Below are 24,827 nucleotides of genomic sequence, written 5' to 3' on the forward strand. Positions count from 1 at the left end.
GCCGTCACATTCCGCCACATAGCTCGCCCGCCACGCCCCGGACGAGGTGAACTGGGTCCAGTCGTCAACCGGCGGCCCGGAACATCGCTCCTCTGCGGAAGGGACAACATCATGGCGCAGCGCACTCGACGCCCGCTCATCGGCGTGACCGCGGGGACCCGCACGATGATGTCCGGCGCCTGGGCGGGCCATGACGCCGTCGCGGTCAACGAGCAGTACGTGCGCGCTCTGCGCGAGGCCGGCGCCCGCCCCGTGATCATCGCCCCGCAGGATGAATGGAGCGATGAGGAGATCGCCGAGCTGGATGGTCTCGTGCTCACCGGCGGCACGGACCTCGACCCCGCCGCCTGGGGTGAGGATGCCCTCGCGACCGATATGACCCCGGACCCGGAGCGGGACGCCTTCGAGACGGCGCTCTACCGTGCCGCCCGACGCAACGACGTGCCCGTGCTGGGGATCTGTCGCGGCCTGCAGATCATCGTCATCGCCGAGGGTGGCGAGCTGCATCGCCACCTGCCGGCGGATCTGCCCGCACACCCCGCGACCGGCCAGCAGCCCACCCGTGTCGAGGCGCAGCTCGATGCGGCCAGCGACCTGGCCCTCGCCCTCGGCACCCGCGCCGAGGTCACCGCCTTCCATCACCAGGGAATCCGCGCCGTCCGCGGCGATCTGAGGGTCGTGGCCCGCCATCAGAGCGGTCTGGCGCTCGCCGTCGAGGCCGAGTCCGGATCGAGCGTGCTCGGCGTGCAGTGGCACCCCGAGATCGACGGGGACGCAGGAAGCGCCGTCTTCGAGAGCCTGCTCACGGCCATCCACCACCGCGACACGGTCACGCTCACACCCTCCCTGGTCTAAGATGGGGAGCGGTCGTCCGAGCCCGTGTCGGACGCAGCCATTGGTGATACAGAGGAAGAGGCAGCATGAGCAACCAGCATGTCGCGGACGCGACCGATGCGCAGACGCATCAGGACGAGAACGTGACCTCGAAGGGCAACAACACCCTCTTGTCGGTGGTGCTGTTCATCGTGCTCTTCGGGCTGTTCGCAGCCGGGCTGTACACGATGTCGCTGATGCCGATGGATGAGCCGTCGATCGGTCTCTTCGTCGGCGGCCTCGCCATGTGCATGGTTGCGCTGTACGGCACCTTCGATCTGGTGCCGCGCTTCCTCACCTGAGCCCCATCCCTGACCATCCTCGTGCCCGGCGCCTCACGGCGGCCGGGCACGAGTCATTTCTGGTGGGTATCCCTCCCCGGAGCACCTGCCCGGGAGTGGCTGCTTGTCAGGGCGCGGCTGCCAGACCGACTGCACTGATCAGCCGACGGGGTGCTTCTCCTCCAGCCGCACGATCGACTCCAGCGCCACCACGATCATGTCCTCGAAGGTCTCCTGCCGCTCCTGTGCACTGGTCTCCTCTCCCGTGAGCAGATGATCCGAGACCGTGCAGAGGGCGAGCGCGCGGCGGGAGAACTGCGCGGCGAGGGTGTACAGGGCTGCGGCCTCCATCTCCACTCCGAGCACCCCGTACCCCGCCAGGGTGCGAGTGGTCTCCGGATCCGGTGAATAGAACTGGTCGGCGGAGTAGAGCCCACCGGCGACCAGCGGCAGCAGGCGTTCCTCGGCGACCTCCGCCGCGATCCGGGCCAGGGTGAAATCTGCGGACGGTGCGAAGGAGACGTGGCGGAAGCGCGGCACGTTCATCGCGGAGTCCGTCGAAGCGGCCACGCCCAGGATCACATCCCGCACATTCACCGCCTCCGAGAGGGCGCCGCAGGTGCCCACCCGGATGATGGTCTGCACGTCGTAGTCGTCGAAGAGCTCCTGGGCATAGATCGCCATCGAGGGCTGACCCATGCCCGACCCCTGCGCGGAGACCCGGATCCCGCGATAGGTGCCGGTGTATCCCAGCATCCCGCGCACGTCGTTGTACTGGACAGGATCCTCGAGGAAGGTCTCAGCGATCCAGCGTGCGCGATACGGGTCCCCGGGCATCAGGACGTAGGGGGCGATCTGGTCGGGCGAAGCACCGATATGTGTCGACATGCTGCCAGCGTACGGCGCAGTCATGGCACGACGGCCCTCGGCCCCGCCGCCCCATGGTGCGTTCCGGCACCGGATGGCGCAGAATGGTTGACCGTGAACGATCACGAACCTTCTCTCGCCACCTCCGGGCGCCCCTCTGTGCCGGCGGCGGTGCGCCGAGCCCGCTGGGCCGTCTCCCTGGTCTTCTTCCTCAACGGCGCGTCCTTCTGCGCGATCCTGCCGCGGTATCCGGAGCTGGTGGAGTCGATCGGACTGAGCAACACCTCCTTCGGCCTCGCCATCGGCATCGGTCCCCTCGGCGGTCTGCTGGCCGGCCTGTTCGCCGCCCGTCTGATGTCCCGCTTCGGTTCTGCCCGGGTCAGCGTGGTGATGCAGGTCCTCGCCTCCACCACGCATCTGGCGGTCTACCTCTCCGGGTCCTGGCTCTGGCTGACCTGTTCGCTGCTGCTGGCGACGGCGGCGGATGCGATCACCGACATCGCGATGAACGCCCATGGCATGCGGGTCGAGCGACGCTACCGACGTTCGATCATGAACAGCTACCACGGCTGGTGGTCGCTCGGAGCCGTGGTCGGCGGCCTGATCGGTGCCGGCTGCGCGCAGCTCGGCCTGCCGCTGTGGATCCAGGGCGTCGTCGGCATGATCGTGTTCGGCGCCCTCGCCGCCGGCTCGCTGCGCCTGATGCTGCCGGGTCATGACAGCACTGAGCGCACCCCGGTCGCCGCTCCTTCGGCCTCTTCCGCAGCAGAGGTCCCCGATGCGGCACCGACCGGCTTCCGGCTGGCCGGGATGAGCTTGCGAGCACTCGGCCTGGTGAGCGCGCTGGGCATGGTCCTGGTGTTCGCAGGCTCCACGGAGGACGCCGGCAGCACTTGGGGAGCACTGTTCATGCAGGACACCTTCGCGGCCACGCCCTTCCTGGCAGGCATGGCGTTCGTGGCGCTGCAGGGTGCGCAGACCATCGGCCGCTTCACCGGCGACGCGGTGGTGGACCGGCTGGGAGATCAGACCACCGCACGGCTCGGAGGCGTGATCGCGATGGTGGGGATGAGCTTCGCCCTGCTGGTGCCCACGCCGGTGACGGCAGTGATCGGCTTCGCCGCCGCCGGCTGGGGTGTGGCGACCCTCTTCCCCGCCGCCTATCGCGCCGCGGATGACCTGCCCGGTGTACCCCACGGAGTCGGCATCACGGTGGTCGGCTGGTTCGCGCGCCTGGGCTTCTTCCTCACCCCGCCGCTGATCGGGGTGCTCGCAGATGCGATGACCCTGCGCTACGCGCTGTGGATGGTCCCGTTGTATGCCATGGGAATCCTGGTGTTCTCCCGGGTGCTGAGCACCCGCAGCGTGAAGGCGGGTCACTGACGCCGCCCCTCAGGTCAGGTCGCCCCACCAGGCGAACGAGGTGGCGCTGGAGGAGTGCTCGAGGCTGCTGGGGCGGTCACCGGCCGGAGGCCGCGTTCAGAAGCGGCTGCTGTCCCCGGCACCTTCGCGAGCGATCACGAGATCTCCGCTGGAGAGATCCACCACGGTCGTCGGCTCGATCCCGACCTCCCCGGAGTCGATGATCGCGTCCACCTGCTCGCCGAGCAGATCCTGGACCACCCAGGCCTCGGACGGCGGGTCCTCCTGCCCGGGCAGGAGCAGGGTCGAGGAGGCGATGGGTTCACCGAGCGCCTCGACCAGAGCGTGAGCCACCCGATGGTCGGGAATCCGCACCCCGACCGTGTGCTTCTTCGGATGCGCGAGCTTGCGAGGCACCTCTTTGGTCGCCGGGAGGATGAAGGTGTACGCCCCGGGGGTCGCGTTCTTGACCACCCGGAAGACCGGGTTCGAGACCAGCACGAATTGACCCAGCTGCGCGAAGTCGGCGCAGACCAGCGTGAAGTGATGGTCCTTCCCGACCTGCCGGATGCGACGGATCCGATCGAGCGCCTCGACGTTTCCCAGGGTGCAGCCCAGGGCGTAGCAGGAATCAGTGGGGTAGGCGATCAGCCCACCGTCCTTCAGCACCGAGACCGCCTGCTCGATGAGCCGGAGCTGCGGATCCTCGGGGTGGATGTCGAGATACTTCGCGGGGCGACGTGACCTGGCCATGCCCGATGATACGTCGGAGCCTCACGAGTCGTCGATCAGGCGGGCGAACGGTCCAGCCCGGCAGGCCTCACCGTGATCCGGTGAGCGGCCGGTCGACGTGGGCCGTCCCCCGTGGGGGAACGGTCGGCACTACGGCTCAGGCGACGACCACGAATTCGCGGCCGATCCATTTGGTGCGCCGCAGCCGCACCACCGCGCTGACGGGCAGCGGACCTTTGATGTGGGGATAGCCGCGACCCTTGCCATCCACATCTGCCTCGATGTCCACCGCGACGCCGGCGGCTTCGACTCGCGCCACGTCGATCTCCAGGATCACGAGGTCTGAGGGGCGATCCGGATAGACGCGCTTGGCGACCTTCGAGACCTGCTCGGGCCAGGACGCGTGGAGGAAGCCTTCTTCGGCCAGCTCGCGACCGCGCGTTGCGCGGGTGTAGGAGCCTGACCGAACGGCTGCCTCCCAGGTGGGCAGTTCGGTGATGTGCCAGATCAGGGGCGGAGGCATGACCGGCAGTGTACCGTGGCCGGCATGGATGAGACCTCCGCCGGGCCTGGCGCGGTGCGCCTGGTCCACGATGAAGACCGTGACCGCTACGAGGCGCTCGACGGCGATGAGCTGGTCGCCGTCCTCGCCTATGGTGATGAGGACCTGTCGCCGGACTCCGGCGACGGCGGCGCTCTGGGAGTGCGGGTACGAGACCTGCGCTCGACCGTGGTCGCCCCCGAGCGCTCCGGTCAGGGCATCGGGTCCGCGATCGTGCGCTACGCCCTGGACGACATTCGTGGCCAAGGGCTGAAGGTGCGCCCCACCTGCTGGTTCACGAGGGGATGGATCGGCCGTCATCCCGACTACGCGGACCTGCTGGAGACCCCGCCGTCCACTTCCGACCAGGAGGGTTGATGACCTACCGGATCCTGACCGTCTGCACCGGCAACATCTGCCGCTCGCCGATGGCCGAGTATGCGCTGCGAGAGGCCCTGGACCACGCAGGCCTCGGTGACCGCACCGAGGTCGCCTCCGTCGGCACCACCGGTTGGGAGATGGGGGCACCGATCGACCCGCGCGCGGGTGCTCTGCTGCGCCGCCACGGCATCGATGCCGCCGGACATCGTGCACGCCAGCTCGAGGAGGACGAGCTGCGCCGAGCCGACCTCGTGCTCGCGCTCGACCATGACCATGTCGGGCCGCTCGAGAGCGTGCTCGGCCCCGAGCACGCCGCCAGCACCGTACGGATGGTGCGGGACTTCGCACCGACCCCCGTCCAGGACACCGGTATCCGTGACCCCTGGTACGGGGACGAAAGCGACTTCGAGACCGCCTGGGAGCAGATCGACGAGGCGCTGGGCGGCATCGTCGATCATGTCAGCTCCCAGATCGCCGCCGACGGCGATGCCACTGCCGACGCCGATGCTGTTGGCGATGGCGAGCGCTCAGGTGAGGGTGCCGCCCAGCGCCCAGTCGACCCGCCGGTGCAACGATGAGCGCTCCGGAGCCGCTCGGCGCCCTGGAGACGGCCGCCGCCCTGCGCAGCGGAGAGCTCGACGTCCTCGAGCTCGCCGAACAGACCCTCGCATCGGCCCGCAGCATCGGGGCCCGGACCGGCGCATTCGCCCACCTGCTCGAGGACCTGACCCGGGAACAGGCCCGCGCCGTCTCCGAGCAGCTCAGCGACGCGCGCCGCCGCGGTGGAGAGCAGGATCTCGCCGCACAGCTGCCACTGCTCGGGGTGCCGTTGCCGATCAAGGATCTGACCCAGATCGCCGGCGCCCCCTTCGAGGCCGGCAGCGCCGCCCTCGCCGGCAACATCGCGACCGTGACCGACGGCGTCGCACAGAAGATCCTCGACGCCGGCACCCTCACCATCGGCAAGACCACCACGCCCGAATTCGGCATGCCCTGCTACACCGAACCCGCCACCGGCGCCCCCGCCCGCACCCCCTGGGACCTGCGCCGCACCGCCGGCGGTTCGAGCGGAGGAGCGGCCGCTGCAGTCGCCTCCGGCGTGGTCCCGCTCGCGCACGGCTCCGACGGCGGCGGATCCGTCCGGATTCCGGCGGCCTGCTGCGGCATCGTGGGCCTGAAGCCGTCCCGCGGGGTCGTCTCTCCCGGGCCGTACGGCAGCGAAGGGATGGGCCTGGTCTCCGACGGCGTGCTCGCACGCAGCGTGCGCGATGCTGCCGCCGGACTCGACCTCATCGCCGGGCCCCGCACGGGCGACTTCACCCCGTCGCATGCCTCGGAACGTTCCTACCTCGCGCGCCTCGACGAGGGTGCCCAGGCTCAGGCCCCTTTGCAGATCGCCGTGCTGCGAGAGCCGCTGGCCGCGGAGACCGAAGTGCACCCGGCCGCCCTGCGAGGGCTCGAACGTGCCCTCGAGGTGCTGCGAGGACTCGGTCACGAGACCGTCGAGATCAGCGCCCCCTTCACCCCCGAGGACTGGAAGTCCTTTATGCCCCTGTGGACCGTCGGGGCGGCGACCATTCCACTGACCGCTGCCCAGGAGGACTCTCTGCTGGAGCTGACCCGCTGGCTGCGCGAGCGGGGCCGCAGCTACAGCGGAACAGATCTGGCCCGGGCGTTCTCCTCGGTGCAGTCCCTCGCGCGGCGCACCCTGGAGGGCTTCGCGCCGTTCGATCTGGTCATCACCCCCACACTGGCTGCGCCCCCGGCATTCCCGGCGGAGCTTCAGCTTCCCGACGGCGAGGCTGACTTCTTCGCCCAGTGCGCCTTCACCCCCTGGACCAGCACCTGGAACATGCTCGGCACCGCCGCGGTATCGGTCCCTGTGCATCGGGAGCAGATCGACGGCATGGAGCTTCCCTTCGGCGTCCAGATGGGCGCCACGCGTCCCGCCGACGAGCCGCTGCTGCTCGCCGTCGCCGCGCAGCTCGAGGCGCACGACCCATGGCCGCTGGTGCGCGTCCCGCAGCACGCATGAGCGCACCTGCGGGAGCGGACGGACCGCAGACCGTTCGACTCGACATCTGGCTCTGGAGTGCGCGACTGACGCCCACCCGCTCAGCGGCCACGGCCGCGTGTCGCGGCGGACACGTGCGGCGCAACGGTGAACCGGCCAAGGCAGCCCAGAAGATCGTGGTCGGGGACGAGCTGCGAGTGCGCTCACCGGGCCGCGAACGAGTCGTGGTGGTCACCCAGATCCTCACCAAGCGGGTGGGGGCACCGATCGCTCGCGTCAGCTACGAGGACCACAGCCCGGAGCCACCGCCCCAGCTCGCCGCCGCCCCGCCCCGGCGAGAGCGCGGCACCGGCAGGCCCACCAAGCGGGAACGTCGGCAGTTCGATCGTCTTCGCGGGCGTGACGCCGACGGCGGCGATGACGATCAGGAGTCCCCGCTCGGAGATTCTCGCTCCTGAGCACGACCAGGGCCCCGCGTCGATGACGCGGGGCCCTGGCCGATCCTTGCCGGGCTGCGCCGGAACTGGATCAGCGAGCGAAGGAGAGCAGCTCGTGGCGGTTCGAGGTCAACCGGCTGAGCAGATTCCGCTCGATCTCGATGACCTTCGGATTCGCGCCGTCGGCGAGCAGCCGCTGGCGGATCGAGGCGAGATCGGCGCTCTCCCGGATGAACCGCTTCATCACCGGCTTCGCACCGATCTGGCTCGCCCACTGCTTGCCCTCACGCCTTCCCTTCCAGGTGGCGAGCATGTCGACCTCTTCATGGGTGAGCCAGCCCTGGTTCGCGTAGTCACCCAGACGGACCCGGGTCAACCGGGATTCATCCCAGATCAACACCACGATCGCGATCAGCCACAGCAGGGAGAGCAACGCCTTGGCGCCGTACATCAGCAGCAGGACCGGAAGCCCGCCGCCGAGACCGGCGACGAGGTTCCACGCTGCATGGATCAGCATTCCGGGGATCAGCGCGGGGAGGAACACCAGGAAGCCCATGATGGTGCCCCATTTGCGCGCGACGAAGCCGACGATGATCCCCGTGAGCGAGGTGTAGATCGCGTGGCCGAAGATGTTCATCACCCCGCGCAGGATGAACAGGAACAGCACCTGACCGGCGCCGAAGCTCTCCAGCCCACGGGTGTAATAGATGATGTTCTCGGTGAAGGCGAACCCGCCGCCGATCAGTGCACCGTAGATCAGGCCGTCCAGCGGCCCGTTGAAGTAGCGGCGTGCGAGCACCATCAGGAGCAGCAGCCCGACCCCCTTGGTGGTCTCCTCGACCAGGGGTGCGCTGATCACCGGGCCGGCGAAGGCTACAGCCGCCTCGCTGCCGGTGACCATGTAGACCAGGAAGGAGTTCAGCGTGTTCAGGATGTAGCTGAGACCGGCGGCGATCGCCGCACCCCAGAACACCGCGATGATCAGCAGAGGCAGAGGCTGGGGATCCCAGCGGTCTGCGAGGAACATGATCCCGGCGATCACGAGCAGGGAGATCCCGGCGAGGAACGCCGTGACCGGCCACCAGATCGGGCTCGAGCTGGCGGTCAGGACGAACTCGAGGAAGAACCAGCCGAGCACCAGCAGCACGAAGAAGCCGAGCACCACCAGGGCGAGCCAGACCACGATGCTCACAGTGGGCAGCTTGGTGGCGTTCTGCGAGACGTCCTGCAACCGGCGAGTCTGTGTGGACCAGGCCGACTGCGGCTGGGCCTGGTCGGGACGCTGGATCTGCGCAGGCGCGAATCGCGCCGCGGTGAGTCCCGAGGCTGGCCGCACCGACGTGTCATAGGCACGCGGATTGCCGTAGTCGATATAGCGCGGTGGGGCCTGCGCCGACGGAGAGCCTGGCGCGGAGCTCGGGGCACCGGGACGCGGCCGCCCATTGGGCATGTATTGGCCGCCGGGCGGCTGATAGGGGGGCTGGGACATGTGGGCCTCTGTTTTCACGGCAGGGGTTTCAGCGATAGCTGTGCGGCTCGTGATCGACGTCGGTTCCCCTGGACGGGCGAGTCACGGCAGCAGTGCGATGCTACAGGTGGGTGATCCCATTCTTGCGGAGAGACAAGGTGCGCGGGAAGCATTGTGGACAGCGGCCGCTGGACGGCTGATGAGGGATGCCCGGGCAGCTTCCACCGAAGTTTCTTGAAGTTGAGCGGAATAGACTCAACTTGGTTGACGTTGATCTGAGCGGATGTCGTACACACCGACGCGCAGAGAAGAGGAGCATCGTGGAATTCCAGTTCACCACCCGCTCGCAGGAAGCTGTCGCCGCCGCCGCGGAGAAGGCGGTCGAGCTCGGCAACCCGCAGATCAGTTCGATGCATCTGCTGTGGGCGCTGGCTGATCAGGACAACGGCATCGGCCGTGCGGCGCTGGAGGCAGCGGGCGCCGATCCGCTCGAGGTGGTCCGTCGTGCCGCACAGGCGATCGACTCGCTGCCACGCGCCAGCGGGGGCTCTTCGCCCACCTTCGTCGGTACCGGGTTCGATGCGCTCGAGACGGCTCGGCGCGAAGCGACTGCCGTCCGCCGCACCTACCTGTCCACCGAGCATCTGATGCTCGGCATCGCGCTCGGGAAGGACGCTGCCGCACGGCTGCTCGCAGCGTCCGGCGCGACCCCGCAAGCACTGCGCGATGCCGTCACCCAGCTGACCCAAGGAGATGACCGAATGAACCAGATGGATTCACAGAACCCCGAAGGCACCTTCAAGAGCCTCGAGAAGTTCGGGGTGGACCTTACGGAGCTCGCTCGCGAGGGACAGCTGGACCCGGTGATCGGCCGGGACGCAGAGATCCGCCGTGTCGTGCAGGTGCTGTCCCGCCGGACCAAGAACAATCCGGTGCTGATCGGTGAACCCGGCGTCGGCAAGACCGCGGTGGTCGAGGGCTTGGCCCAGCGCATCGTCGCCGGGGACGTCCCGGACTCGCTGCGCGGGAAGCGGCTGGTCTCGCTCGACCTCTCATCGATGGTCGCGGGTTCGAAGTATCGCGGCGAGTTCGAGGAGCGCATGAAGGCTGTCCTGGACGAGATCCGCACCAGCAACGGTCAGATCGTCACCTTCATCGACGAGCTCCATACGGTGGTGGGCGCCGGGGGCTCCGGCGATGGCTCGATGGATGCCGGCAACATGCTCAAGCCCATGCTGGCCCGGGGCGAGCTGCGGATGGTCGGGGCCACCACGCTGGATGAGTACCGCGAGAACATCGAGAAGGATCCCGCCCTCGAACGGCGTTTCCAGCAGGTGTTCGTGGGGGAGCCGAGCGTCGAGGACACCGTGACGATCCTGCGCGGCCTCAAGGACAAGTACGAGGCCCACCACAAGGTCACCATCACCGACTCCGCTCTGGTGGCCGCTGCGACCCTCTCCTCGCGCTATATCTCGGGTCGGCAGCTGCCGGACAAGGCCATCGACCTGGTCGATGAGGCGGCCTCCCGCCAACGGATGGAGCTGGATTCCTCCCCGGAGCAGCTGGACATCCTGCGCCGTCAGGTGGACCGGTTGAAGATGGAGGAGCTCGCGCTCTCCGGCAGCGAGGACCCGGGCAGCATCGCCCGGCTCGAGTCGGTGCGCGCCCAGCTCGCTGATCGCACCGAGCAGATGGATGAGCTCTCCGCGCGCTGGGAGCGGGAGAAGGCCGGCCTGAACCTGGTGGGCGATCTCAAGGCGCAGCTCGAGCAGCTGCGCATGCAGGCTGACCGGGCGCAGCGCGAAGGTGACCTCACCGCAGCGTCGAAGATCCTCTATGGCGATATCCCGGCGCTGAAGGACCAGCTGCGCGACGCGGAGGAGCAGGAGGCGGGCATCGCCGGTGAGCAGGAGCGGCCGATGGTCGCCGACCACGTGGGCCCTGATGACATCGCCGACGTCGTCTCTGCCTGGACCGGGATTCCTGCCGGCCGTCTGCTCCAGGGAGAAACCGAGAAGCTGCTGCAGATGGAGGAGATCATCGGACGCCGGCTGATCGGCCAGGCTCGTGTCGTCGGCGAGGTCTCCGACGCGGTGCGCCGAGCCCGTGCCGGCATCTCCGACCCGGACCGCCCCACCGGCTCCTTCCTCTTCCTCGGACCCACGGGGGTGGGCAAGACCGAGCTCGCCAAGGCGCTCGCGGAGTTCCTCTTCGATGACGAGCGGGCGATGATCCGCATCGACATGTCGGAGTACTCCGAGAAGCACACCGTGGCGCGGCTCATGGGTGCTCCTCCCGGGTACGTCGGGTACGACGAGGGCGGCCAGCTCACCGAGGCCGTGCGGCGCAGGCCGTACTCGGTGGTGCTGCTCGACGAGATCGAGAAGGCCCACCCCGATGTGTTCGATGTGCTGCTGCAGGTGCTCGACGACGGCCGGCTCACCGACGGCCAGGGACGGACCGTGGACTTCCGCTCCACGATCTTGATCCTCACCTCGAACCTCGGTGCCCATGCGCTGCAGGACCAGCTGCTCGACGAGAAGGAGAAGCACGAGCGGGTGATGCAGGTGGTGCGAGCCTCCTTCAAGCCGGAGTTCCTCAACCGCCTGGACGACATCGTCATGTTCGATGCGCTGGACCGCGAGCAGCTGACCAGCATCGTCACGCTCCAGATCCAGGAGGTCGCCGCTCGGCTGCAGGACCGTCGCATCTCCCTCGAGGTCGACGAGGCCGCGACCCGTTGGCTCGCTGCCGAGGGCTTCGATCCGATGTACGGGGCACGCCCCCTCAAGCGCCTGGTGCAGAAGGAGATCGGCGACGGGCTGGCCCGGCTGATCCTGCAGGGCGAGGTCCACGATGGTCAGCGCGTCGAGGTCAGCTCCCGGGACGGCGCAGGACTCGAGCTGACGGTCCTCGGCGACAGCGATGAGGAAGATACCGCCGCCAGGGTGTGAGGCTGGATGCGCGGTGCAGCCTGCGAGGAGGCTGGATCGAATGATCGGCTCCGCTTCCGTGCGCAGTAAGTACCATCGGTCTGTGCGCTGGCCGCGGAGGCTCAGTCGTCTGCGGTGTTCCAGAAGCCGCTGATGAAGTTGGGAGCTGCGGTGATCGCATTGCCGGACGCGATGGCGAAGGACGCCACGGGAAGGACCACATCCATGTCGTCGTCTCGCGCGTCAACGACACCGGCGAGGTGTGGCACGGGCGCAATGATCGCCGGCAAGCACAAAGCGCCTGCACCCGCATCGAGAAGCAGCACGACCTCGAGCACGCGCCTCGGCGGCGAACCCAGCAGAAGAAGACGATCACCCAGCAGCGTCAGGAGCACCGCGAGTCCGCGGCCGTCACGCCCGAGCAGCGCCGCCTGCGGCGCCGCGTCAAGCAGTTCACTCCTGCGCAATGGGAGGCCCTCGACCCTGAAGTGCAACAGGTGATGCGCACCAACAGTCGGGAGCGCGTGCCGGGGGCGCACGTCAGGACGAAGGACGACATCCCGCAGGCCAGGAAGACAAAGCGATCAACAGCAGCACCGGATGACGGCAGGACCTCCTACCGGGAACGCACAAGCCCCCATGCCCCCAGCCGCAACGACCAGGGGTATGGCCGCTAGAGGCCCCGGCTCGCTCGACGGACGAGCGGGGGCGCACTGCGCCGCGGTACCTGTCTTCGGTGATGCCATCCCGACCGCGCCGTCACCGGACACTTGAGCACCCCAGACCCCCAGGCCCCCAAACGGCCATATGGGGGTTTGGGTGCAACCGTTGTCGTCCTATCAGGGAGTAGTGAGAGGAGAGCGGGCCAGGGTGCTCGAAAGGGAGGAGCTCGCCTCTATCCATGTCGCTAGGTCAGGGTCGATGTACCCAGCGAGCTCCTGGAGCTGTACTTGAAGTCGCTCGCAGGGGAGGTTCCAGATCCGGTGGTGATGGCCGATGCGGTTGCGGAGATCGCGGAGGGCCTCGAGCCGGTCAGCCACCAGTGCACGGTTACGACTCGGTGCGTGAGGGAAGGCGCGAGCCAGATCAGGCCACAGTGAAGACGCGAAGCGCTTGGAAACCAGCTGATGCCACAGTCCGAGCGACGTTTCGGAGATGATCTGCCCGTGGTCGAGTGGCTTGCCGTTGTCGTGGACCCGCCGCCGGGCGCGGTCGATGTCTCGGTAGGGCTGCCGATGGCGAGGACGAACATTGATGAGGTCCCGACCAAGAGCACCTGTCGGATCATCCAGCCAGGAGCCAGGATGTCCGGCGCTCTGATGCCGCATCGTCATGCGCTCATCCAAAGCGTTGCGCACCGCTACCTCGAGATGGCCGAGGTCGGCAAAAAACGCGGCGGCTAGCTGACTGTTCCAGATGTACAGCGCGTGCGCGAGATCGCGGTCGCCGCCGGCCGCGACGAGGTAGTGATGCAGGCGTGCAGAGCTGAAGTGATGCTCAGCGACTTCGTAGCTGCCCTGCTTGCCCATGCCACACATCCCCAGTATCGTCTTCAGTAACACCCCGGAACCGTCCCTGTAACTCCCTTGGGAGTCGATCAGACGGCCGGGGTTTTGTCTTGCCTGCCGCACCGCCGCGGGATGCCAGTAGGCACGAGCGTACGTCGAGGCTGCCGGTGACCCCTCAGGGGCCAGCCCACTCCCGAACTGCTTGGCATCGCCTCGGATCGATTCAAGTGCTCGCGCCTGCGGGGGTGCCCGCTGAGGAGTGGCTTGTGGGGTGGGTCACGTATCGGTACGGTGTAGGGCAATGACACAGGTGTTTTCAGGTTGCGATACAGGGGCGGGATCACGATGACGCGATCACTTACCAGCGATATGTGCCGAAGCTTGGCCGCGCTAACTTCATTCACAGTCGCCGGGGCGATGGTCCTTGCGGGAGCGGGTCTGGCATCCGCCGAACAGCCCGCGACGGATGCTGCATCCGCGCAGAGCGTGGAAGAGTCTCTCCAGAATCTGGAGGAGGTGAACCCCGGATTGCTGGCCGTGCCGGTCGAATCCGAAACGCATGGGTTGGCTGGATCAAGCCACTCGGTCCCCATTGGGGGAGGGAGCGTCGAAGTCTCTAGTAGCCCCGCCGAAGGCGTTAGCCTCCGCAGTTCGGAGGGTGAAGCTTTGAGCATCCAGTTGCCACATGCGAACAGCGCTGAGCCGGTTGAAGTGCTCGAAGACGGAACGTTTGCGTATCCAGGCGAGGATAGTGCCAATGCAGTGGTGGTCACTGAGCAAGGTGTGCAGATGTTGACTACGATCGCCAATGAGGGTGCATCCTCGACGTTCGCTTACGAGATCGATCTCAGTGTGGGTGAAACCCTGGAGCTGGTCCCCAGCGGGGCGGCAGTCGTCGTGGACTCTGCCGGCGAGACGGTACTAGCCTTCGGGGAGCCGTGGGCTAGTGACGCGGAGGGTAAGGAAGTTGAGACGTGGTTCGAGGTCAACGGCTCGACCCTGACTCAGGTCGTTGATCATGCGTCCGATGAGGATGTCACCTATCCGGTGGTCTCCGACCCGATCGTCCTGGCCCCGTGGATGGTTAGGTGCCTGGTAGGGATCGGCCTCAAGAGTCCTGACATCACCCGTATCGCGCAGTTGGGAACGCCCTATTCCATCCTGGCCGCCTTCGGCCGAGGGGCCGTCGCCTGCGTCTTCATGAAGTGATAGTCATGTTTCGTCGACGAAGCGTGCCCGAGCTGGAAGGACAGTTGCGCGAAGTGGAGGAACGTATTTCAGCTCATCCACTCGCCTCAGAGCGTGTAGTAGAGGCCCAGAAGCTGGTCGAAGAACGCAACGGGAAAGACCAAAAAGCACTTTCGAGAGAGCTGTCCGAAAGAGGCTTGCCCAGTCTCGAAGAGCTGGGCCAGATCCAGTTTCGGAATACTGCTAGTTGGTGGCGACTCCATCGTGACCAGAAGCGCTTATCCCGGCAGATCCAGAAACGCCGGACATAGGCTTCCGAACTCACTTTTCCTTAATCGGGAGAGCGGGGAGATTATTTTGCGTGAGCGGCCGCGTAGACGGACCCGATCACCGCTCCGGGCTTGCTTAGCAGTGTCCGGCTCTCAGGCACGACTAGCAGGTGGTTAACCATCTTCTGGGTACTTTCGAGGCTTCGATACCAATAGCCCCGGAAATGATGTGGACTCAGCGCCAGAGATCTCTCAGCGTGGTCACGAGTCGTAACTAGAGCGGCGCCGTCCTTTGGGGTAAACCCTGGGTCATCCTGGATTGCTGCGATAAGGGTTACGTAGGCGAGGTCGGACATCGCTTTCGAAAATGCAAAGCGAGACGACGGCATGTCTATATAAATCGACTTGAGAGCTTCCCATGGCTCCCCCCAAAGGCGTTGCTCTCGTTCGTGGTGGGAAACGGAGAGGGGGGTGAGGAGTAGGAAGTGTCGGCCAGGATCGCCGAGAGCTAAGCCCGCCGGAGTTTCCTCCAATGGCCCGAATCGCTTCACGCGCGTCAGCTCCTCTTGCTCATGATTACCGGCGACGCTGGACGGAGAGAGCTTAGCGCGAAAGGGGTGAAGCTCCGCTCTTAAGCAACTATTCTATGCGACGTTCGCGACGCGGAAGGTCTTTGCTTAACTGGCCATCAGCCCAGGGGTAGTTCTGGTTGCTCGAGGTAGCGGTACAGCGTGGATCGGCTGATTCCGTGGTCACGCGCGATTTGCACCTTAGGCGTGCCGGCCAGGGCGGCGTTGCGGACGGAGCGGATCTGGTCGCTCTCGAGGGTGCGGGGCCGGCCCTTGTAAACCCCACGCTTCTTCGCCGCGGCGATGCCCTCGGTCTGGCGCTGGCGGATGAGCTCACGCTCGAACTGAGCGAACGCGCCCATCATGTTCAGCTGAAACGAGGCCATCGGGTCCGTGTCGCCCGGGGCGAAGGTGAGTCGCTCCTTGAGGAACTCGATGCTCGCACCCTTCCTGGGGTGCTGATCGGTGTGTTCGGTCGGGTCGCCGGTGATCTGCTGGACGATGTCGTTGAGGTCGATCACCGAGCGGGCGAGACGGTCCATAGAGGCGACCACGACATGGTCGCCGTGGCGGACGTGCCGGATCAGCGCCTGCAGCTGTGGGCGGTCGACCGCGCTCTTGCCGGACTGCTTCTCAGTGAAGGTCTGGTCGCACTCCCCCACCGCTTCGAGCTGCCGCGCGAGGTTTTGGCCAGCCGACGAAACCCGGAGGTAGGCGACGCGCTGTCCCAGGGTCCGATGTGTGTCACTCATGTTCTAGACCCTAGCCGAGACATGTGCCAAAAGCCGCTATTGGACCCTGTGGAACAGGAGCGATATGTGGATGTGATGGCTCAGTGGCGCGGTTCTGTGCTCGCTCAGTGGCGGGGCATGGGCGGTCAGGAGGTGGTCGTGGTGCGGCGCAGCTCGCGGTAGATGGTGGTGCGGGAGACGTTGAACAGCTCGGCGAGCTCGGCCTGGGTGTGCTCGCCAGCCGTGTGCAAGGTCAGTAGGTGCTTGCGCTGAGAGGGCGAGAGCTTGGGCTTCTTGCCTTTGAGCTTGCCCTTGGATCTGGCGATGGCCATACCCTCGCGGGTGCGCAGACGGATGAGGTCCGCCTCGAACTCGGCCACCATGCCGAGCACGTTGAAGAGCAGCCGGCCCACGGCGTCATTGGGGTCGTAGACGCTGCCGCCGAGACTGAGCGCCACTCCCTTGATGGTGAGTTCGTCGGCGATGTCCCTCGCATCGGGGAGTGAGCGGGCCAGCCGGTCGAGCTTGGCGACCACCAGGGTGTCGCCGTCCCGGGTCGCGGCCAGTGCCTCGCGGAGCCCGGGCCGGGCGCGGTTCGTTCCGGTCAGGCCGTGGTCGAAGTAGATGTTTTTGCCCTCGACTCCGAGGCGCTCGAGCGCCTCTCGTTGGGCGGAGAGATCTTGCTCGAGGGTCGAGACGCGCGCGTAGCCGACATGCATGTCGACATTGTTGCAGTTAACCTCCCCTCACCGCTCACGTCACCGTACGGGTCTTGCGTACATGACGACCCCTCGTAAAGAGGCGTCGAGGAGGACGCTCGCTCGACATACGGTGAAGGATCCCCTATCGGGCGATTGCTCACTGCAGCTGTTCGCTTCGCCAGCTGCCCGCGAGGGCCACTAGTCCAGCATGAGCTCTACGTCGTAGGCCGGCCCGAGCTCGGCCACCAGAAGACGGTGCAGCTCGATGCCTTCGGCTCGGTGCTCCGCACCCGCCGCGGAAGAGTCCCAGCCGCGCTCCCAGTCGTAGTGCGCATTGAAGAAGGCCGCCCAAGCCGTCAGTCGCCGCTTCAGTGGCTGGGAGAGTTCCCAGTCGCTCTCATCGGTCAAGCCGTCGGTCCAAAGGGGCCATTCAGCGGTGTAGTCGTTCATCAGTCGCACCTGGATCGGTTTCATGCCAGCCAGTGTGCAGCCGGGAGGGAGCCTTGGCGACCTCGATGACGCCAGCGAGCTGTCACAGACAACCGCCACTCAGCGTTCACATCCACAAGCGATACTCCGCCGGCGGCCGTCTCGTTTGGGTATACCTCAGCGAGACGTTCCGATGACAGCTGGCCAGCCACCCTTTGGGCAGCGCGAGCTCCGTCCGGGACGCAATTACTGGCACTTCAGTGCTCAGCCCCCGTTGAGACCTTCCCAGGTGCCAATCTCGGTCACGCCATCGGCCTGGTAGGCCGTGATGGGGATATAGGCGAGGCCCTCGTCGTTGGTCTCTGTCGCCATGTTTTTCACGGTCTCGTTCCACTCGAGTGCCTCTTCCGGCGAGTTGACGTGCCCGCCTTCGAGGCGGATCAGCTCCTCCGCATAGATGTAGCCGACCGCACCGTCGGGCATCTCTACCGCAACGAGGTCTGGCATGGCGTCGTACGATTCCACATCAGAAGAGGAGCCGTAGGTCTGGCCGTTCGCGTTCGTGGGGAAGCTTGGACTCGGCGCGCCCTCATCGGCGGCGGGCTCTGCCTCCGCGTCGGGTGCCGGCTCGGTGGCGGGACTGGCCACGACGGGTGCTGCCTGGCTGGGCGTGGTGGGACCGCTCCCAGCGATCAGGAAGCCAGTGGTCATGCCGGTGACCAGTAGCGCGGCCGCTCCGGCGATGACAGCAGCAGTGCGGTGGCGGGGAAGTCTCTGCGAGGACATCTGTACGGCACCTCCAGACGGCATTCGGACTGCGTCGGTGTCCCATCTCGGTATTTCGAGCGTGGGCCAGGCGTTGTGCTGAATCTGCCAACAGTACCGGCCCGGGGTGACGGGCGCCACTAACGCGGCAGGGCTGCGCACCTCGCGTGACAAGTTTCGGTCCAGGATTGTGGAGCATCTTCATATGCGACAACGAAGCGCCGGCGGCCCTGCTGCTGATGTGCCGCAATGGACCGTTTATGACGCGGGCTGCGGATCGCACTCGGCTAGCCTGGATTGATGAGCGTCACCCTTTCGATCGACTCACGGAAGCTCGACATCCTCGGCATCATGTCAACCACCGCAGGCGGTCTCGGGGTCGCACTCACGGTCTGGGGGCAACTAGCGCGGCAAGAGCTGTATTCGTTCTATGTGTTCAACGGGCACGGGACGGCGGACGGCCTCATGCTGATCCCGTTTATTCCAGGGTTGATCTGCGTCGTTCTCGCCCTTGGGCTCGGCACGGCCAGCCTGCGTAGCCGGGACAGCGGGAGAACGTGGGCAATAGTGGGCCTCATTGCGGGAGCTGTTGCGGTCGCCTTCATGGTGTCTGGCATACCCGTCAATTTGGTGCCTGACCCCCGGATTCCACAAGGGCCCCTGTGAGCATCTTTGGTGCGTTCGCGGTTCACCCCTGAACCGACCGTTTAGGGATTGCTGACCTCCAGGCGCGTTCCGCGGCTTGGTCGTCGGCTGCCGCACGAAGCTGTTCGGCGGTTGTGATGTTTGGGGTTGCGAGCCGAGTGGGGTCCTCGTAGACGCCAGAGGCCGCCCCCAACAGGTGCGGCCCCTGGCGTTACGATCGGGAGAACTGTGCTATCTGAACTCTAGGGAGACTTTACTGGCGGAGGCGCCAGAGCCGAAACAATTTCCCGACTGCCATGATTCTCCGCGTATTGCCCAGCTCGTGTATCGATCCAGACCGGAACAATGAGCTCGCGCACGAGCCTGTTTGCCAGCAGCAAGAGTGGGGCATGAGACCGTTGCGTAGAAGGATGTTCCGGTGTAATAGCCGTGTTCGACGCTATATAGTCGCTCCGTTCTCTTTATTAGCTTGCCCGTACACCCGCTAGAGGTTGCCGTGCTGACGGTTGTGGTTTTGACCTGATCCGCATGGGCCAGACCAACCATCCCGGTCCACAGGCTGAGAGACAGCAACGCCGTTGCGGCTACGCGCATAGATCGTGATCGAGTTGGCATTCTCGAAGCCTTCGCTTTCTTGTTTAAGCGCCCAGCGAAAGGGCGTAGTACGTCAAGTAAATGGTAAAGGCTGGCGAAATTATTTCGACCACACCTACTAGGCACATCCACCAGGATCTGGCATATATGCCCAAACAAACTGTAACTATCCCGAGGAGGGGAACAAAAAGGAAAGCGAGACTGTTCGCGAGTGGAGACAATACGCATAACGCCAACGAAATCGCAGCTATACTCAAGGTTGAAATGGTAGCCATCTGTTTTCGTGATTGCGCGCCATTCGGAGTTGTCGCACTTTTGTCGGACATGCCATCCTCCACTGCTAGCATTTTACGGCGATTTGGGCCGCGAAATACGTTTTCACGGCGGTTGCTGCGATCTTCTCGGTCGTATGCATACGGTTGTAAGTGCGATTAATGGTGGCAATGAGGGCGCGGTCGCAGGAGCAGTTGAAGTATCCGTTTGAGGCGTAGCACCTATCATGGGTGCGGCAAGCGCTATCAAGGAGGTCCTTGGCGATTCCTCCACCATGCCCGGGGCCGCACCAGTTCCCCCAAATAGGGATACCTAGCTTCCTTGCAGATACGCCCCCTGCCTCCTCGGTAGCGTACGCTTCCGATAAGTCAGTTAGTATAGCCCCCGCTTGAAGCACGTCCGGCGAAGCCCCTTCGGAGAGGGCTCGATCAGTGTCGAAGGCGATTATTCCACCTTCGGTTACCACATACTCTTGCACGGCTGCGTCAAAGTCATCCTGAGACGAGTTCACTGAGGCTGAGACGGTCGCACTTCCCGAGCCTGCGCCAGGAATCGCAGGTGCCGCAAAAGATGGGGCGGCCATTAATAGCGGGGCTACTAAGATGACATGCGCTACTAATAGCGAAGTAAGCTTCCTCTGGCGCCGTGTCAAAGGCCCTCCACTGCCACTCTGCATGATTCTCCCCTCTTCCGGGCTGGTAACCTTCGCTAGCTACAAGTCCCGGGCGCTTCGTTGCGCTTAGGCGGACTGTACCGAACGCGGAAGGTTACCGCTAGGTCAAGCGGGCATCTGATCTTCGTGCTGCTCCTGCTGCCTCGGCAGGCAGTGATGGTTGCAGCATCCCGGACTTTCTTTGTCAGCCGCGACCCCAATGTGGCCCGCCTGGCGACAGCAGATCTGCCCCCGCCGGTTCGGTCGATGTCCTTCTGAACAGGACGAGCTTGTGCTTAGTACTGAGGGGCGGCCGGACGCCCGCGACACGCCGCACCCCGCAGCAAATCAGGACACAAGTGGGACTGCCGCACAAAGAGGTGTCACGCGCGGCACCGTAAGGTACGTCCTTAACTGGGGCACCCCAGCCGGACAGTTACCGGAGGGTCATTTACGGTTCCCAATAGGCCCAAAAATGCTCCGCCTCAGTCGACGACGGCGACGTCTCCTTCAGTCGAGTCGGTCGCCGCATCGACTGAAGCTCGTAGTCGGCACGTAGTGACGCGAAGACTGGGATGCGCGACCCCTGGGTCGCGCGCTGCCCAGGCCGAGATCGCGCTTTTACCAGATTTGTGGTCAACTTGTCCAACACGCTAGATCCCACGTGGCGGGATCTAAGTTGTTGGAGGTTTCATGTCTGTGGACGTAGCAGCTCTGTTGCAGGAGCTTGGCGTGCGGGTGGCTGAGGGCTCTTCTGAGTGGAGCTGGCTCCTGCGAGCTCCCGATGGCGGATCCTTTGAGGTCGAGTCGGTTGCGCCAGTGGAGCGCCTTACTGCCCACCGGGTGCGTGCGGTCGGCGGCGGGACAGACCCCCGCCGCCTTCTATACGTCGGCAAGTCGGCTACCGATGGGGTGGTGGAGGCCGCCAAGGCCAGCGAGATCAACATTCTCACCGCGGAGCCAACCCGGCTGATTTTCGACGGACGCTCATACTCGGTGAATCCGGGGCCGCAGCCGGGATCACGACTGCGCCCCCAGCGAACGGGCCGACCTGCCTGGATCCGCTGGGCGTTGGAGCGCTATCTTCTCCTGACCCATGAACCGAGTAGACAGTCCGTGATCGCGGAATCGCTGGGCACCACCCAGCAGTCGATCTCGCGGGCCGCGCAGTACCTCGACGGGCTCGTTACCGATGAGGGTGAGGGATTGGTGGCCGTCGATCGTGCGAAGCTCCTTGAGCGCTGGCGGAACGAGTACGCCGGCCCGGGGGGGCAGGAGTTCGGGTGGTACAGCCTGGACCCGGTAAACGAACAAGTAGAAGGGGTGGTCGACCTAGTGGCCCTGCTCGAGGTGAAGGCTTTGGTCAGCGGTGACATCGCGGCAGACCGACTCGCACCTTGGAAGCTTCCGTCGCGCGGACGGGTCTACCTCACAGGTCCGGTCGATCTCGGGGGCGACGGCTTCGTGGCCGTCCCCGTCGAGGAGGCCAGCCTGGTCACCTGTGTTCCCCGCGACGCGAGCCTTTGGTTGCTCGCCCCACCCACCGAGGCTGAGGCCGGGTCAGATGACCTCCCAATCGCCGACGCGGCGATCGTCTACTGGGACTTGCTCATGAGCACCGACCCCGATAGGGATGAAGCAGCTGATCAAGTAGCTACTCTTCTCACCAGGACCCCGCGATGAGCGACGACGCGGAGCTCCGACCCGAGCGACGACACAGCATCCGAGTCCATGCGATCAGCAACTCTGACGCGTTGGGATACCTCGGCCAACAAGCAATCTCCACAGCCGTCTCCCCTGAAGACGACTACCGGATTGTGGGTGGCCACATGGTGCGTCTCCTCCTCGAGGTATACCCGACCCCGCGAGCCACCCCGAGATCGACCCTCGATGCTGACGCCGCGGTTGGGGACATTGAGATGGTCGGCCCACTCAGTGAGAGCCTAAGGGCGCAGGACTTCGTTAAGAGTGGAGGCAACGTCTTCCTCAAACAGGCGGAGGGCGAACAGCAGATCGAGATCAATCTGCTCCTACCCCGTCTCGACCGCGCACCGGGAATCCGACCACGACATGTGGGGGCATCGGTCAGGTTGATTCCCTGCCCGAGCTCCACTTGGTGATGCAGAGCGATCCACTGCACCTCGATGTGACCGCCATCTTGCTTGACGGGCAGGCCATCGAGTACCGCACGCGGATCCCTGACGTCGAAGCAGCCATCATCCTGAAGGCCCACGCTTGGAAGGCGCGACGCACGGAGAAGGACCTCGCGGATCTACACTCGCTGCTCGAAATGAAAGAGGCTCATCCAGAGGTGCCATGGAAATTGGCAGGCAGCGGGCTAATCGGCTTCAAGCGAGACACGGCGCGAATCCTCCATGAGATCGCCGGGAGGGTCGTCCTCCGGAACGCCGGGTTCCCAGTGCCCGCACACCTCGACCGGAAACGCATGGCCGGGCTAGTTCTGCGGCATGTCTCGCCGCCGAGGTAGCCTCCCGCAGCACGATGGCCTGGTGGGGCTTGCGCCCGACTAATGCACGGATAGGCGGCGACAGTCTGGCTGACTCACGGGCGTGACGACATGGGCCAACCGACACTTATCACCGCACTTCCGCAAACATGAAGGCGGACCCTGGTTCCACCCAGAGCCCGCCTCCGACGCCGCACTTCTGCTGCCACCTCGAGGCCCGAACCAAGCAAGGTCTTTTCACGGACCAAGCCCCGAACGGATCACTTCCGATGTGTCAGCGCCTAGCTGAGGACTAAAGCTGAGGCGTGCAACTCTGCAGATCTGCGCAACCCCGCTCCCCCGAGCTTGCGTCCTTGAGGTATCCCGACCATCCTTGCCGAGTTTCCCGGCGTCGGAGGCCTTGTCGAGCCAGTCCGGGAGGTCGGGGCCGCCGTCGCGACCGCCACCGTCTCCAAGGATCCTGCGGATCGCATCGAGGGGGTTGTCATCCCTGATGCCGGTGGAGCTGCCCGAACCATCGTGGGCAGAGGTCGCGTCCTGCTCGTCGGCTTCTGCACTGAGCTGGGTGCCGCGCTCGGAGATCTGCGCGGTGGTGCTCGCTCCGCGCTGGTGGGTGTCATCGAATTGAGAGCGGAAGTCCTCGGCATCCGGGCCTGCCCAGTTCACCGCGCGGACCAGTCCCTGCAGCGATGTCAGCAGATCGTCGATACGTACCGAGGCATCGGTGAACCGGCCTGCGAGATCGCGCAGCTGCTCGGTGTCTGCACCATAGAACGTCATGTGGACAATGATCGGACCTTGGACGGCGAAGCACCATGGGGTGCACTACCCATCCCTCAACGGGGCATCTGCTGCGCGCCGGGCGATCTCACCCTTGTGGGTCCCACGGTGTCGGGAGATACTGGCGGCGCAGGTCGTAGTAGCGCTCGGGGTCGGTGATCTCGTCCACGCCGTGCTGCCATGCCTGCCCGAACTCGAGGGACGCCTGCTCCGCCGCGCGCAGCGGTGCCGCCGCCTCCGGGCTGAGGGGCTCCACCAGGTCCGCCCCGGTGCCGATCACCTCTGAAGCCGTCCGGGACAGGGCAGGCACCGGGGTAGCGGCGAAGATATCCGCCATCGCCCCGGCGTGACGGTACATCCCTCGTTCCCCAGCGCGCACCACACCCGCCAGATCCCCGTCGCCGATCGCGGAGGAGACCTCCTCGCTGGTCTGCATGACGTTGGCGAGCCCCTGGTCGATGCCGGAGATCACCTGCCCCGGCACGGAGTCGCTTCCGAGGATGGCACTGGAGAGGGTGTGGGGCAGCCGCATCACTGAGACCGCCGGGGTGAATGCCCCCAGGCCGACCTCCTCGAGGTTCTGCTCCGTACGGTCGAAGACCTTGCCCATCCCGCTGTGCACCCCCATCAGCGTCTGGACCGCGCCCACCACGGGGATCGCACCGAGGCCGAGCTTCCGGTCGAGCTGCGCTTCGGCCAGGGTCTCGGGATCCAGGGCGAACTCTTCTCCCTCAGGGAGCGGTCGAGTCGATGGGAGTGGCGATGGGTCCTGGCGCATGAAGGGACCGCCGATCATCGGCCAGAGCTCCTCCAGATCGGGGAGGTGATCCACCAGGCTCGGCGGGTCCGGGTGCATGAACGGCCCACCGATCATCGGCCCCCACTCCACGTCACCCTTCCCGCGCAACGGAGGGAATCCCACTGCCGGGTCCGGGACCCAGGGAGGGGCCATGCGCACACCGAGCGGATCTCCTGCCAGTCCTGGGGCGGTCTCGGGCTGGGAGCAGACGTCTTGTTCCGTCGCCTCCTGCTCGAGCAGTGTGCCGAGCTTCCGCAGCTTCTCAGCCAGCCGGATCACGGTGTCGACCACCTCGTCGGTGCGTCGACGATGGTCCACCGCATCCGGGCCGAACCAGGCTGCAGCGTGCACCGCGCGGGCTGTAGCGGTGATCACCGCTTCCAGCTGGCCCGCGCTGGTGGCGAACTCGGCGGACAGCTCAGTCACGGCCTCGGTCTCTGATCCCCAGAAGGTGTTCATATCCAGACCGTAGGCAGAGCAGCCCCCGGAGCGCCGGGTACCGCGGGGGAATGTGGACGGCGAGGGGATGTGGAGGAACCGTCGCCTGCGCGCGAGGGGCGCACAGCAG

At 65.8% G+C, this 24,827-nt stretch carries 26 protein-coding genes; 14 read left to right on the top strand and 12 right to left on the bottom strand.

Translation table 11 applies throughout. The features are described from left to right. The first annotated feature begins 111 nt into the window (after positions 1–111). Together ABD893_RS08155 and ABD893_RS08160 are read left to right on the top strand one after the other, a co-directional pair. The gene (locus ABD893_RS08155) at positions 112–855 is read left to right on the top strand and encodes a gamma-glutamyl-gamma-aminobutyrate hydrolase family protein (RefSeq protein WP_345078106.1); all 744 of its coding nucleotides are present in this window, start codon (positions 112–114) and stop codon (positions 853–855) included. A gap of 65 nt (positions 856–920) precedes the next feature. Continuing rightward, on the top strand, positions 921–1,175 hold the full coding sequence (locus ABD893_RS08160; RefSeq protein ID WP_345078109.1) for a hypothetical protein: 255 nt from the start codon (positions 921–923) through the stop codon (positions 1,173–1,175). A 138-nt stretch (positions 1,176–1,313) separates the two neighbouring features. Here the strand turns inward: ABD893_RS08160 and deoD are convergent, their stop codons facing one another. Next, complete coding sequence (gene deoD / locus ABD893_RS08165) at positions 1,314–2,042, bottom strand: purine-nucleoside phosphorylase (RefSeq protein WP_345078112.1); 729 nt, start codon at positions 2,040–2,042, stop codon at positions 1,314–1,316. Between the two features lie 93 nt (positions 2,043–2,135). Between deoD and ABD893_RS08170 the strand changes: the two genes are divergently transcribed. Beyond that, a complete protein-coding gene (locus ABD893_RS08170; RefSeq protein ID WP_345078115.1) occupies positions 2,136–3,404 on the top strand; it encodes an MFS transporter in 1,269 nt (422 codons plus the stop codon). Between the two features lie 96 nt (positions 3,405–3,500). Here the strand turns inward: ABD893_RS08170 and ABD893_RS08175 are convergent, their stop codons facing one another. Then, positions 3,501–4,136, bottom strand: a complete 636-nt coding sequence (locus ABD893_RS08175) for an L-threonylcarbamoyladenylate synthase (RefSeq protein ID WP_345078118.1) — start codon at positions 4,134–4,136, stop codon at positions 3,501–3,503. A 136-nt stretch (positions 4,137–4,272) separates the two neighbouring features. Next, positions 4,273–4,638, bottom strand: a complete 366-nt coding sequence (locus ABD893_RS08180; protein ID WP_345078121.1) for a DUF952 domain-containing protein — start codon at positions 4,636–4,638, stop codon at positions 4,273–4,275. Between the two features lie 24 nt (positions 4,639–4,662). Here ABD893_RS08180 and ABD893_RS08185 point away from each other — a divergent pair, with 24 nt between their 5' ends. The 4 genes from ABD893_RS08185 to ABD893_RS08200 are packed head-to-tail and all read left to right on the top strand — an operon-like array spanning position 4,663 to position 7,509. Beyond that, entirely contained in the window at positions 4,663–5,034 is a 372-nt protein-coding gene (locus ABD893_RS08185; RefSeq protein WP_345078124.1) for a GNAT family N-acetyltransferase, read from the top strand. Next, positions 5,034–5,615 carry a low molecular weight protein-tyrosine-phosphatase gene (locus ABD893_RS08190; RefSeq protein WP_345078127.1) on the top strand — a complete coding sequence of 194 codons (582 nt, stop codon included), beginning with the start codon at positions 5,034–5,036 and terminating at the stop codon, positions 5,613–5,615. Before ABD893_RS08185 ends, ABD893_RS08190 begins: the two co-directional genes overlap by 1 nt. Continuing rightward, positions 5,612–7,072, top strand: coding sequence for an amidase (locus tag ABD893_RS08195; protein ID WP_345078130.1), 1,461 nt, complete (start codon positions 5,612–5,614; stop codon positions 7,070–7,072). The genes ABD893_RS08190 and ABD893_RS08195 overlap by 4 nt, the downstream gene beginning before the upstream one ends. After that, positions 7,069–7,509, top strand: a complete 441-nt coding sequence (locus ABD893_RS08200; RefSeq protein ID WP_345078134.1) for an RNA-binding S4 domain-containing protein — start codon at positions 7,069–7,071, stop codon at positions 7,507–7,509. The genes ABD893_RS08195 and ABD893_RS08200 overlap by 4 nt, the downstream gene beginning before the upstream one ends. Positions 7,510–7,579: 70 nt before the next feature. On the opposite strand, the gene ABD893_RS08205 is transcribed toward ABD893_RS08200, so the two are convergent. Further along, positions 7,580–8,977: a PrsW family intramembrane metalloprotease gene (locus tag ABD893_RS08205; RefSeq protein ID WP_345078137.1), complete on the bottom strand. Its 1,398-nt coding sequence runs from the start codon at positions 8,975–8,977 to the stop codon at positions 7,580–7,582. Between the two features lie 299 nt (positions 8,978–9,276). Here ABD893_RS08205 and ABD893_RS08210 point away from each other — a divergent pair, with 299 nt between their 5' ends. Continuing rightward, a complete protein-coding gene (locus tag ABD893_RS08210; RefSeq protein ID WP_345078139.1) occupies positions 9,277–11,910 on the top strand; it encodes an ATP-dependent Clp protease ATP-binding subunit in 2,634 nt (877 codons plus the stop codon). Positions 11,911–12,011: 101 nt separating this feature from the next. Here the strand turns inward: ABD893_RS08210 and ABD893_RS08215 are convergent, their stop codons facing one another. Beyond that, positions 12,012–12,158 (bottom strand): hypothetical protein, encoded by a 147-nt coding sequence (locus ABD893_RS08215; RefSeq protein ID WP_345078142.1) that lies wholly within the window; start codon positions 12,156–12,158, stop codon positions 12,012–12,014. Here ABD893_RS08215 and ABD893_RS08220 point away from each other — a divergent pair. After that, positions 12,150–12,566, top strand: a complete 417-nt coding sequence (locus tag ABD893_RS08220; RefSeq protein WP_345078145.1) for a hypothetical protein — start codon at positions 12,150–12,152, stop codon at positions 12,564–12,566. The genes ABD893_RS08215 and ABD893_RS08220 overlap by 9 nt on opposite strands. A 162-nt stretch (positions 12,567–12,728) precedes the next feature. Here ABD893_RS08220 and ABD893_RS08225 read toward each other — a convergent pair whose 3' ends face one another. Further along, positions 12,729–13,418 (bottom strand): Abi family protein, encoded by a 690-nt coding sequence (locus ABD893_RS08225; protein ID WP_345078148.1) that lies wholly within the window; start codon positions 13,416–13,418, stop codon positions 12,729–12,731. Positions 13,419–13,883: 465 nt separating this feature from the next. On the opposite strand from ABD893_RS08225, the gene ABD893_RS08230 reads away from it, so the two are divergent. After that, entirely contained in the window at positions 13,884–14,606 is a 723-nt protein-coding gene (locus ABD893_RS08230) for a hypothetical protein (protein WP_345078151.1), read from the top strand. Positions 14,607–15,542: 936 nt separating this feature from the next. Here the strand turns inward: ABD893_RS08230 and ABD893_RS08235 are convergent. The 4 genes from ABD893_RS08235 to ABD893_RS08250 form a co-directional block, all read right to left on the bottom strand. Beyond that, complete coding sequence (locus ABD893_RS08235) at positions 15,543–16,175, bottom strand: recombinase family protein (RefSeq protein WP_345078155.1); 633 nt, start codon at positions 16,173–16,175, stop codon at positions 15,543–15,545. Positions 16,176–16,300: 125 nt separating this feature from the next. Continuing rightward, on the bottom strand, positions 16,301–16,873 hold the full coding sequence (locus ABD893_RS08240; protein WP_345078158.1) for a recombinase family protein: 573 nt from the start codon (positions 16,871–16,873) through the stop codon (positions 16,301–16,303). A 180-nt stretch (positions 16,874–17,053) separates the two neighbouring features. Then, positions 17,054–17,329: a hypothetical protein gene (locus ABD893_RS08245; protein ID WP_345078161.1), complete on the bottom strand. Its 276-nt coding sequence runs from the start codon at positions 17,327–17,329 to the stop codon at positions 17,054–17,056. 219 nt (positions 17,330–17,548) lie between these two features. Beyond that, entirely contained in the window at positions 17,549–18,070 is a 522-nt protein-coding gene (locus ABD893_RS08250; protein WP_345078164.1) for a hypothetical protein, read from the bottom strand. A gap of 279 nt (positions 18,071–18,349) precedes the next feature. Between ABD893_RS08250 and ABD893_RS08255 the strand changes: the two genes are divergently transcribed. The 4 genes from ABD893_RS08255 to ABD893_RS08270 all read left to right on the top strand — a co-directional run bounded on the left by ABD893_RS08255 (position 18,350) and on the right by ABD893_RS08270 (position 22,701). Continuing rightward, a complete protein-coding gene (locus tag ABD893_RS08255; protein WP_345078166.1) occupies positions 18,350–18,715 on the top strand; it encodes a hypothetical protein in 366 nt (121 codons plus the stop codon). 2,191 nt (positions 18,716–20,906) lie between these two features. Further along, positions 20,907–21,896 carry a hypothetical protein gene (locus ABD893_RS08260; RefSeq protein WP_345078169.1) on the top strand — a complete coding sequence of 330 codons (990 nt, stop codon included), beginning with the start codon at positions 20,907–20,909 and terminating at the stop codon, positions 21,894–21,896. Then, the gene (locus ABD893_RS08265) at positions 21,893–22,333 is read left to right on the top strand and encodes a hypothetical protein (RefSeq protein WP_345078173.1); all 441 of its coding nucleotides are present in this window, start codon (positions 21,893–21,895) and stop codon (positions 22,331–22,333) included. Before ABD893_RS08260 ends, ABD893_RS08265 begins: the two co-directional genes overlap by 4 nt. After that, positions 22,333–22,701, top strand: a complete 369-nt coding sequence (locus ABD893_RS08270; protein WP_345078176.1) for a hypothetical protein — start codon at positions 22,333–22,335, stop codon at positions 22,699–22,701. Before ABD893_RS08265 ends, ABD893_RS08270 begins: the two co-directional genes overlap by 1 nt. A 216-nt stretch (positions 22,702–22,917) precedes the next feature. On the opposite strand, the gene ABD893_RS08275 is transcribed toward ABD893_RS08270, so the two are convergent. Further along, the gene (locus tag ABD893_RS08275) at positions 22,918–23,460 is read right to left on the bottom strand and encodes a WXG100 family type VII secretion target (protein ID WP_345078179.1); all 543 of its coding nucleotides are present in this window, start codon (positions 23,458–23,460) and stop codon (positions 22,918–22,920) included. Between the two features lie 88 nt (positions 23,461–23,548). After that, positions 23,549–24,718 (bottom strand): hypothetical protein, encoded by a 1,170-nt coding sequence (locus ABD893_RS08280; RefSeq protein ID WP_345078182.1) that lies wholly within the window; start codon positions 24,716–24,718, stop codon positions 23,549–23,551. Positions 24,719–24,827: the final 109 nt, after the last annotated feature.

Origin of the sequence: Brachybacterium paraconglomeratum, from assembly GCF_039541415.1 — a bacterium.
GTDB classification, from domain to species: domain Bacteria; phylum Actinomycetota; class Actinomycetes; order Actinomycetales; family Dermabacteraceae; genus Brachybacterium; species Brachybacterium paraconglomeratum_A.

Bases quoted from the DNA above. Each gene is read 5' to 3' on its own strand.
- ABD893_RS08155 (WP_345078106.1), top strand. From the start codon at position 112: ATGGCGCAGCGCACTCGACGCCCGCTCATCGGCGTGACCGCGGGGACC.
- ABD893_RS08160 (WP_345078109.1), top strand. From the start codon at position 921: ATGAGCAACCAGCATGTCGCGGACGCGACCGATGCGCAGACGCATCAG.
- deoD (WP_345078112.1), bottom strand. From the start codon at position 2,042: ATGTCGACACATATCGGTGCTTCGCCCGACCAGATCGCCCCCTACGTC.
- ABD893_RS08175 (WP_345078118.1), bottom strand. From the start codon at position 4,136: ATGGCCAGGTCACGTCGCCCCGCGAAGTATCTCGACATCCACCCCGAG.
- ABD893_RS08180 (WP_345078121.1), bottom strand. From the start codon at position 4,638: ATGCCTCCGCCCCTGATCTGGCACATCACCGAACTGCCCACCTGGGAG.
- ABD893_RS08185 (WP_345078124.1), top strand. From the start codon at position 4,663: ATGGATGAGACCTCCGCCGGGCCTGGCGCGGTGCGCCTGGTCCACGAT.
- ABD893_RS08190 (WP_345078127.1), top strand. From the start codon at position 5,034: ATGACCTACCGGATCCTGACCGTCTGCACCGGCAACATCTGCCGCTCG.
- ABD893_RS08195 (WP_345078130.1), top strand. From the start codon at position 5,612: ATGAGCGCTCCGGAGCCGCTCGGCGCCCTGGAGACGGCCGCCGCCCTG.
- ABD893_RS08200 (WP_345078134.1), top strand. From the start codon at position 7,069: ATGAGCGCACCTGCGGGAGCGGACGGACCGCAGACCGTTCGACTCGAC.
- ABD893_RS08205 (WP_345078137.1), bottom strand. From the start codon at position 8,977: ATGTCCCAGCCCCCCTATCAGCCGCCCGGCGGCCAATACATGCCCAAT.
- ABD893_RS08225 (WP_345078148.1), bottom strand. From the start codon at position 13,418: ATGGGCAAGCAGGGCAGCTACGAAGTCGCTGAGCATCACTTCAGCTCT.
- ABD893_RS08235 (WP_345078155.1), bottom strand. From the start codon at position 16,175: ATGAGTGACACACATCGGACCCTGGGACAGCGCGTCGCCTACCTCCGG.
- ABD893_RS08240 (WP_345078158.1), bottom strand. From the start codon at position 16,873: ATGCATGTCGGCTACGCGCGCGTCTCGACCCTCGAGCAAGATCTCTCC.
- ABD893_RS08245 (WP_345078161.1), bottom strand. From the start codon at position 17,329: ATGAAACCGATCCAGGTGCGACTGATGAACGACTACACCGCTGAATGG.
- ABD893_RS08250 (WP_345078164.1), bottom strand. From the start codon at position 18,070: ATGTCCTCGCAGAGACTTCCCCGCCACCGCACTGCTGCTGTCATCGCC.
- ABD893_RS08255 (WP_345078166.1), top strand. From the start codon at position 18,350: ATGAGCGTCACCCTTTCGATCGACTCACGGAAGCTCGACATCCTCGGC.
- ABD893_RS08260 (WP_345078169.1), top strand. From the start codon at position 20,907: ATGTCTGTGGACGTAGCAGCTCTGTTGCAGGAGCTTGGCGTGCGGGTG.
- ABD893_RS08265 (WP_345078173.1), top strand. From the start codon at position 21,893: ATGAGCGACGACGCGGAGCTCCGACCCGAGCGACGACACAGCATCCGA.
- ABD893_RS08270 (WP_345078176.1), top strand. From the start codon at position 22,333: ATGCAGAGCGATCCACTGCACCTCGATGTGACCGCCATCTTGCTTGAC.
- ABD893_RS08275 (WP_345078179.1), bottom strand. From the start codon at position 23,460: ATGACGTTCTATGGTGCAGACACCGAGCAGCTGCGCGATCTCGCAGGC.
- ABD893_RS08280 (WP_345078182.1), bottom strand. From the start codon at position 24,718: ATGAACACCTTCTGGGGATCAGAGACCGAGGCCGTGACTGAGCTGTCC.